At 37.3% G+C, this 6,891-nt stretch carries 8 protein-coding genes and 1 pseudogene; 3 read left to right on the forward strand and 6 right to left on the reverse strand.

Annotation, left to right across the window (positions count from 1 at the left end):
* The 5 genes and pseudogenes from HMPREF0083_RS27480 to sda form a co-directional block, all read right to left on the reverse strand.
* Positions 1 to 243 (reverse strand): annotated as a pseudogene (locus tag HMPREF0083_RS27480) (TetR/AcrR family transcriptional regulator); the annotation flags it as partial.
* Positions 244 to 514: 271 nt separating this feature from the next.
* Complete coding sequence (locus HMPREF0083_RS21315; protein WP_040304288.1) at positions 515 to 2,215, reverse strand: stalk domain-containing protein; 1,701 nt, start codon at positions 2,213 to 2,215, stop codon at positions 515 to 517.
* 235 nt (positions 2,216 to 2,450) lie between these two features.
* Complete coding sequence (locus HMPREF0083_RS21320; protein ID WP_021623872.1) at positions 2,451 to 2,750, reverse strand: DUF2178 domain-containing protein; 300 nt, start codon at positions 2,748 to 2,750, stop codon at positions 2,451 to 2,453.
* Positions 2,747 to 2,953: a helix-turn-helix transcriptional regulator gene (locus tag HMPREF0083_RS21325; protein ID WP_021623873.1), complete on the reverse strand. Its 207-nt coding sequence runs from the start codon at positions 2,951 to 2,953 to the stop codon at positions 2,747 to 2,749. The genes HMPREF0083_RS21320 and HMPREF0083_RS21325 overlap by 4 nt, the downstream gene beginning before the upstream one ends.
* A gap of 248 nt (positions 2,954 to 3,201) precedes the next feature.
* The gene (gene sda / locus HMPREF0083_RS27485) at positions 3,202 to 3,342 is read right to left on the reverse strand and encodes a sporulation histidine kinase inhibitor Sda (RefSeq protein WP_148316033.1); all 141 of its coding nucleotides are present in this window, start codon (positions 3,340 to 3,342) and stop codon (positions 3,202 to 3,204) included.
* 354 nt (positions 3,343 to 3,696) lie between these two features.
* On the opposite strand from sda, the gene HMPREF0083_RS21330 reads away from it, so the two are divergent.
* A complete protein-coding gene (locus tag HMPREF0083_RS21330; RefSeq protein ID WP_021623876.1) occupies positions 3,697 to 4,143 on the forward strand; it encodes a CBO0543 family protein in 447 nt (148 codons plus the stop codon).
* Between the two features lie 323 nt (positions 4,144 to 4,466).
* A complete protein-coding gene (locus tag HMPREF0083_RS28330; protein WP_021623877.1) occupies positions 4,467 to 4,604 on the forward strand; it encodes a hypothetical protein in 138 nt (45 codons plus the stop codon).
* Positions 4,605 to 4,869: 265 nt separating this feature from the next.
* On the opposite strand, the gene HMPREF0083_RS21335 is transcribed toward HMPREF0083_RS28330, so the two are convergent.
* The gene (locus HMPREF0083_RS21335; protein WP_021623878.1) at positions 4,870 to 6,027 is read right to left on the reverse strand and encodes a S1C family serine protease; all 1,158 of its coding nucleotides are present in this window, start codon (positions 6,025 to 6,027) and stop codon (positions 4,870 to 4,872) included.
* A 334-nt stretch (positions 6,028 to 6,361) separates the two neighbouring features.
* On the opposite strand from HMPREF0083_RS21335, the gene HMPREF0083_RS21340 reads away from it, so the two are divergent.
* Positions 6,362 to 6,721 carry a VOC family protein gene (locus HMPREF0083_RS21340; protein ID WP_021623879.1) on the forward strand — a complete coding sequence of 120 codons (360 nt, stop codon included), beginning with the start codon at positions 6,362 to 6,364 and terminating at the stop codon, positions 6,719 to 6,721.
* The last annotated feature ends 170 nt before the right edge of the window (positions 6,722 to 6,891 follow it).

Raw genomic sequence — 6,891 nt, forward strand, 5'->3', positions numbered from 1 at the left:
CACGCTGGCCTTTCTTCTGCCGGAGCGCAGGACGCATCCAACCTCTTTTTTTGCCGCCACTACATCGCATTTACAATCCGCATAATAATAGCATCCATTACTTCCTCTTTTGATTTGAAGTAATGATAAAATGTTCCTTTTGCGCTACCTACTTCCTATAAAATATTATTTACAGTAGCTTTCATATATCTTTTGGAAACAAACAGCTTTTCTACGCTCTTCATGCTCTTTTACGATTCCCATAAGTAAACTCCTTCTGGTTAGACCGACTACCGGTCTAACATAATTATATGTTCAATCTGTAGAAAAATGCAATTTTTTCATATTAATAATAGCGGCTATAAAAAATAAAGTTAGCCTGGACAGGCGTTGAGCGTGCCTTATTCACATGGTATTCTGGGAATAAACCAATATCTGCACTAATTTGAATAGCCATCATGTCTTGTACTTAAAATTAAAAATTGAACAACTATTGAAACCTGTACAAAGCCACATTAAAAACAATATTTGCACCTTACTTCCTCACATTTTTGATCCAGTTGGCGATGTCGTTAATAATCACCAAAGGGACATTGGATGGTTGATAATAATCTGCTCCTGTCGATACACCATCATATTCGGTCAATAGGTGAGTTACCTTAGGATACGTTTTATATGTTACATCCTGCCGATTCTGCAAAGATTTTTTCCAATTTTCAAATTGAGCCATAGGCACCTGCCAGTCATTCTCTCCTTGTAGGATGAGCATAGAACCTGTTTGTTTTTTTGCTACTTCAGCTGGAGTGTAATTTCTTTGCTCAAAAAACCAGTATGCCTGTTGTGGAATAGGAAACTCCTTAGGCAGATTATCTATTGAATATTCTGAATCGTTTACGTATTTCGCAATACTGCTCCACATTACCATAGATTGCTCGGCTGCATCCGTTGGCTTTCCCAGACTTTTTAAACGTTTAAGCAGCTCTTCGGATTGATTAACAATAGCATCTGAAAATTTTTCACTCGGTCCAGCCAGTATAATCGTACCCGCTATGTCATGATTTTTATCTTCGTTTATTATCATCGGTATGGTATACCCACCTTGACTATGTCCAGCTACGAAGATCTTCTCTGGATTAATTCCTTTCACGCCTTTTAAAAACTCCACAGCTCGTATCGCATCATCTACTGTTTCGTTTTTAATTGTAAATTTTGGATTCAAGGCAACTTTAAGATTATGCTCACGCGTAACTTTTTCGTAACGTAGCACGGCGATCTTCTCGTTTGCTAGCCCAACAGCCAAGTCTTGAAATGGTTTCGCTGCACCTAGTGTTGCATCGCGATCATTCGGTCCCGCGCCTTGTACCAAAACGACGACTGGAAAAGAACCTTCGCCGATTGGCATGGTCAATGTTCCAGGTAGTGCAAATTCTCCATCTCCAATCACAACTTCCTTTTCTTCATAATTAGCCGGATTATCGTATGATGGTTTATTAAACGTTACAGATGGAAGAATGGGTGGTATATAAAAATCGTCGATTAACCCATTCTTATCAAATCTGATAATAATTTCGACTGGCCCTGGCACTTTTTCAGTCGCATACTTTAGCGTAACGTTCGTATGAACAGCATTCTTATCCACTTGAGCTGATATTTGCTGCTTCAAATGACCGAAATATTGCGGACCAAGCCAAATTTTTTTCAATAGTTCGGGAGGCAATTTTTGTTTTAGCCCAGATCCAAAATACGTAACAGCGTCGTCCATATTGTTTTGGTTAAGTTCTTTTAGGAAAGAGCTGGCAAGAGCCGCATAGTCATCAGCCGCAATAATCATCTTATTTTGTGTGTTATTCCATCCTATATGGGAAGCGAATGTTTGATTGATAAAACCGAGCGGAACATACATATTGCCGTTGACGATTTGAACGTTCTGGCCTACGTCAATCGTTTTCCCATTCAACGTTGCATTTTTTTCACCGATTTTTAAAATTAGAACAGTAGACCCCTTTGTCACTTTAGCGGCTCCTGTTTTCTCATCCCATTCAATAAATGCGCCTAATGCCTCAGCTACCGTGCGAACCAGGACTAATTCCAATACATTGACAGAGGGAGCTGTTGCCTGTGACTTCGATCCTGTACTAACTTCTGCATAAGCTGATGCAGAAGCAATCGTAAGCGTTAGTGATGTTGCCAGTGAGGCAATTACCAGCTTTTGATATAGTTTTGATTGCTCCTTCAATCTTCCCACCCCTTATTTTTTAGCTTTATAATTAATCACACCTGTTGATTGCCCAGGGGGAAAAAGACCACTACAACGGGACACAAACAAAGCCTTTCGTCTCCCCTCCCTAGCGCATGCCCCGGCCGGGCGAAAGGGGACGGCAACGGTCTCCCTCTTCGCTGTCTACCCATAGCCCGTTTGGGGCACGGTGTGGTGACGATCCACTCTGGATTGTACTGAAAACACTTGATGATTAATATTTAGCCTGATAATAAAAGATCAGCGTAGCCCAGCTTCCCATTTGGACTAAAAGCAGTATTCCTAATGCGCTGGCAGCTGAAATACCGATTTTGAGAATGACTAGAAAGAACAAAATATACATAGCTGCTAATGTAACTTGCCAGGAAGTCGCCCTGGCTTTATCTCGAATAAGGTAATATCGTTCATCCAATCCGCGATTTTTATACGCTCTTTTTCTACCAAAAAACCATCCCGACAAGCCTAAAACAGCGCCGCCAAACAAACCAATCAATGCTCCAATTGTTTCAGTCATAAGTTTTCATCTCCCTCAAATATGAACAAATCCTCAATTAGACATTCGAATGCCTGTGCCAGCTTATGTGCTAAGATAAGTGATGCATTGTACTTTCCATTTTCTAACGAAATAATCGTTTGCCTAGATACTCCCACCTTTTCGGATAAGTGCTCCTGTGTCCATCCTCGTTCTACTCTTTTATCACGTATGTTATTTTTCACATCTCACCTCAGTAAAGTATACTTTACGTAAAGTATACTTTACAAAAAATAATAGTGTCAAGTCAACTTTACATTTTTTGGAATGAATAGCTTTCATAAATCAGGGTATCCGCCACTCTCGTTCCAAACATCCAACGAACAGCTTCACCTAGTAATTAAAAAAGGCGTTCCCCCAAAAAGGACGCCTTTTTCTGTTCTTATTCTCCAAACGCTTCAATCGTTCCCGTACCCATAGATTCAAGAATATATTAAAAACAAATACCTCTTCTTACTAATTCAGCTTTAATCAATTCAATAAAATCATCATCCAACTCAAGAGACATTGCTTGCGTATATATTTTTATTAATTCTTCATCACTTAATAAAGATAGAGCATTGTTTCTTTTCATTGGCCCTCTCCCCTTCCAAAAATCTGCAATTAAGAAAGTAAAATAAATATAAATTATCCACATTTAAGTAAAAAAATAGTAAGTATTTTTAATTATATACATCAAGAAAGTGTAAATAAACAAAAAATGCTATTTTGTAGCTATTTAAAAAATCAGAGTACATAACGGAAGGCCACCCCTCTTCGGAACGGCCTTTCACTTATCTTCTGACACTCTTTTCATCACCAAACAACATGTTCATCTGCGGCTACTTTTTGGTGATTCACAAGAATCTCCCTTCCTCTAATCAAATGTCATATACAAAAACAAATTTGGAAATACTTGTAACAATTATTATTCAATAAGGAGAAACATATGATTGGAAATATTTTCTGGGGATTTATTATCCCTTGGGTTTTTGGTTTTTGGCTTTATAAACAAGACAAAAAGCTTATTTTACTTATTGTTCCTTTAAGTGTTACCCTCTCCTTTATCATTAACCTATTCGGTTTTCACTTTGGCTTTTGGAGTTTCACTCCTATCTTAAAAACCAAAGAGCTTTCTGTGTTTCCTTTAAATGTGGGACTCTATCCTATGTTGTCTAGTTACTTAATTTACCTAATTCAAAAAAACAAATTACATCCATATATCTTGGTGTTTATTTTTGCTCTATGCACTACATTATTTGAGTACATAGAACTGTTTTTTGGAAAAGTAGCATATGGTCACGGTTGGAATATTTTTTGGACATTTTGGTCCTATGTTCTGCCTTATTTCATTATTTATCGCTATCATGTGGCATTGAAAAAACTTGGAATATAAAATGTTGGAACGACCTTGCTTATCTTTCCCTATGTCCAGCATAATATACCCCGATTCTCATTCACATCATGCCCTTTCTATTGGGGTAACTCTGTACTTTACCGATATGCGTGTCATGAATGCGGCACGTATATCTTTTTTTATTGCCCCTCTTTTTCACCCTTGTCATATTGCAAAATATACTACTAATACCCTGATATTGAGATATTCCATATTCACCTGTAAATGACCAAGTTATGTCAGTATTTTCCTCAAAAAATAGTAATATTCTACACTTATGATAAAATTATTCATATAAAAATTCACACGGAAGGATTGTTAATATGATTTGTAGGGTTGTATTGGGCGATATTGCCTATCGTGGGGAAACCTATACCGCAATCAGAGAAATCTATCATGATGGCGTCTGGAAACTTGTTTTCATTAAGGAAAATGAACGTATCGTGATGCTTGTTTACTAAGCCCACCAAGTCTCCCCAGTGGGCAACTGTGATATTTATGAATGATGTTTATCAATAATGCTTTTTTATCATATGTAATATAAAATCCTTTTTACTCATATATTATGGAGCGAACGACACCGGATTTACAGAAATACTATTCATTTTCATTCATGAGAATACGACAAAAAGCATCCTGATTCTGGTTCGGAATAGGATGCTGAATTGCATTTTCTTTATTTGAATCACGAATTTAGAACAAGACTACTTTTACAGATTATATGCTTTATTTCATTGTTTCACCCTTACCTTTTAAAATCCGTAAACTATCGTTTTCCAATCCAATCATATATGTAACCTTGTACATAGTCACATGTTGCTCTCCATTATTAGACTCTCGGGCTTCAATAATCGCTATGATTTCGGCCTTCGAAGAGGTGGATGAATGAACTGAAATTTCCTTTACTTCTACATTCATTGTATTTAGATATCCAGAACGGAATTTTTCATAAGACAATCCATTCTTCATACTACTTCCCAACACAGCGTAAGCATTTACATAATCTCTAGAATTCACGCTATCGTAAAAATACTGCACAAGGTAACGAGCATCCTGGGCCAAACTATCTTTTGTATATCGTTGTGATAACTTGCCTTCTCCTTCTGAAGATGACTCTGATGCCAATTTTTCATTCGGATGCATGCTCCATCCTTGTACCATGGTCATAACTTGAGAAAGCGGAATGCTAAAACCTATATTACCGTCTTTTCCACCAGCAGAGTTAATGCCAATTACTTCTCCGGTAGATTGCAAAACAAGAGGCCCTCCACTATTTCCAGGGGCAATCGGTGCAGAGGTTTGATACACCCCCCGATATTTTGTTTCTCCTATTGTTAAATCCCGATCAATTCCACTAATAATCCCGTTTGTCACAGTATTTTCTAACCCATGTGGATTTCCAAATGCGATAACTGGATCCCCTATCTCTGCTTTTTTATCAATATTAATTTTTAACGGTTCTTTACCAGCAAGCGCCTTTACTCGTATTACGGCTACATCCTTTTCAATGCTCATACCAATGACTTTTCCTAGATATATACTCGTATCTGAAGTCTTAATTCTAATTTTCTTTGCACCTTCTACTACATGAGCATTTGTAATAATATCTCCTTTGTCATTATAAAGAAAGCCGGAACCAAGTCCACTTTCTTCTTCATTTTCAACCTCTATAAGTACAACCTTTTTTTGTGTATCGCGGATAATTTGTTTAAATTCAGGTTTATCTTTCTCCTGAGACTGATTTGGAATTGAACCAAGTGTTGATTGTGCATAAACATTGGAATTTTTTATTGTTTTATCAACACGATAAATAAGAAACCCTCCACCGCCTATAATTGCAATGGTTAATCCAATCGAAATCATTTTATTAACTGTTACTGACATCTATTTCTCCACCTTTAATTTAAACCCCATTCAATTCGAGTAATATGCGCATTGACTACAAAACATGATTATCCCCTTTTTTATTCATCTTAAAAACATATCCACTATCATTCAGATAGCGACGCTTTTCATTTGCCTTGCGCTTACAGAACACGCAAGTATTGCCGCTAAATAACCTTTGTAGTCATGTGAACATAGCTCCCCCTTTCATACTCTTTACCACTAATTCACTCCATCTGTATTTATTTTCCTATATTCCCTTTATCAATTCCAGAAGTTTAGTATAATTAAGAAAATCTCCATATAACTTTAGATAGGAGGATTCACCTTGAAAGTGCTCAAAACTTTTACACGTTTATATGTAAAGAACATAGATAGCGCCCTTGTTTTCTATGAACAATTGCTAAATACAAAACCTTCATTACGCTTTACTTATCCGGCTGTCCATTTGGAATTAGCTGGAATCGGGGACTTTCTCCTTCTTGCAGGTTCAGAAGAAGCTTTAGCCTCGTTTCGTGAAACAAAAGCGACTTGCATCGTCGATTCCATCCTGGAATTTCGGACACACCTACTAAATCAAGGGAGCGAAATCATTCGCGATATTAGAGAAGTACCTACAGGTAAAAATATGACAATAAAACATCCTGATGGAACCATAATTGAATATGTGGAATTCAAACAGGTAGTAAAATAGGGTTATGTCAGTCTTTTTCATCAGGAGGTGGCTGTAATGCCCACAACACTTTCCCCTTCTCACTATTCTGCGTCCCACCATAGCATAAAAAATAGCAGCTCGATTTTTTCACTTTCTTCAGGCAAATTATGTTCCGTCAAGGGTGTTGATTATCCAGTATAATCCAGAGT

The organism is Aneurinibacillus aneurinilyticus ATCC 12856 (genome assembly GCF_000466385.1).
Classification (GTDB): Bacteria; Bacillota; Bacilli; order Aneurinibacillales; family Aneurinibacillaceae; genus Aneurinibacillus; species Aneurinibacillus aneurinilyticus.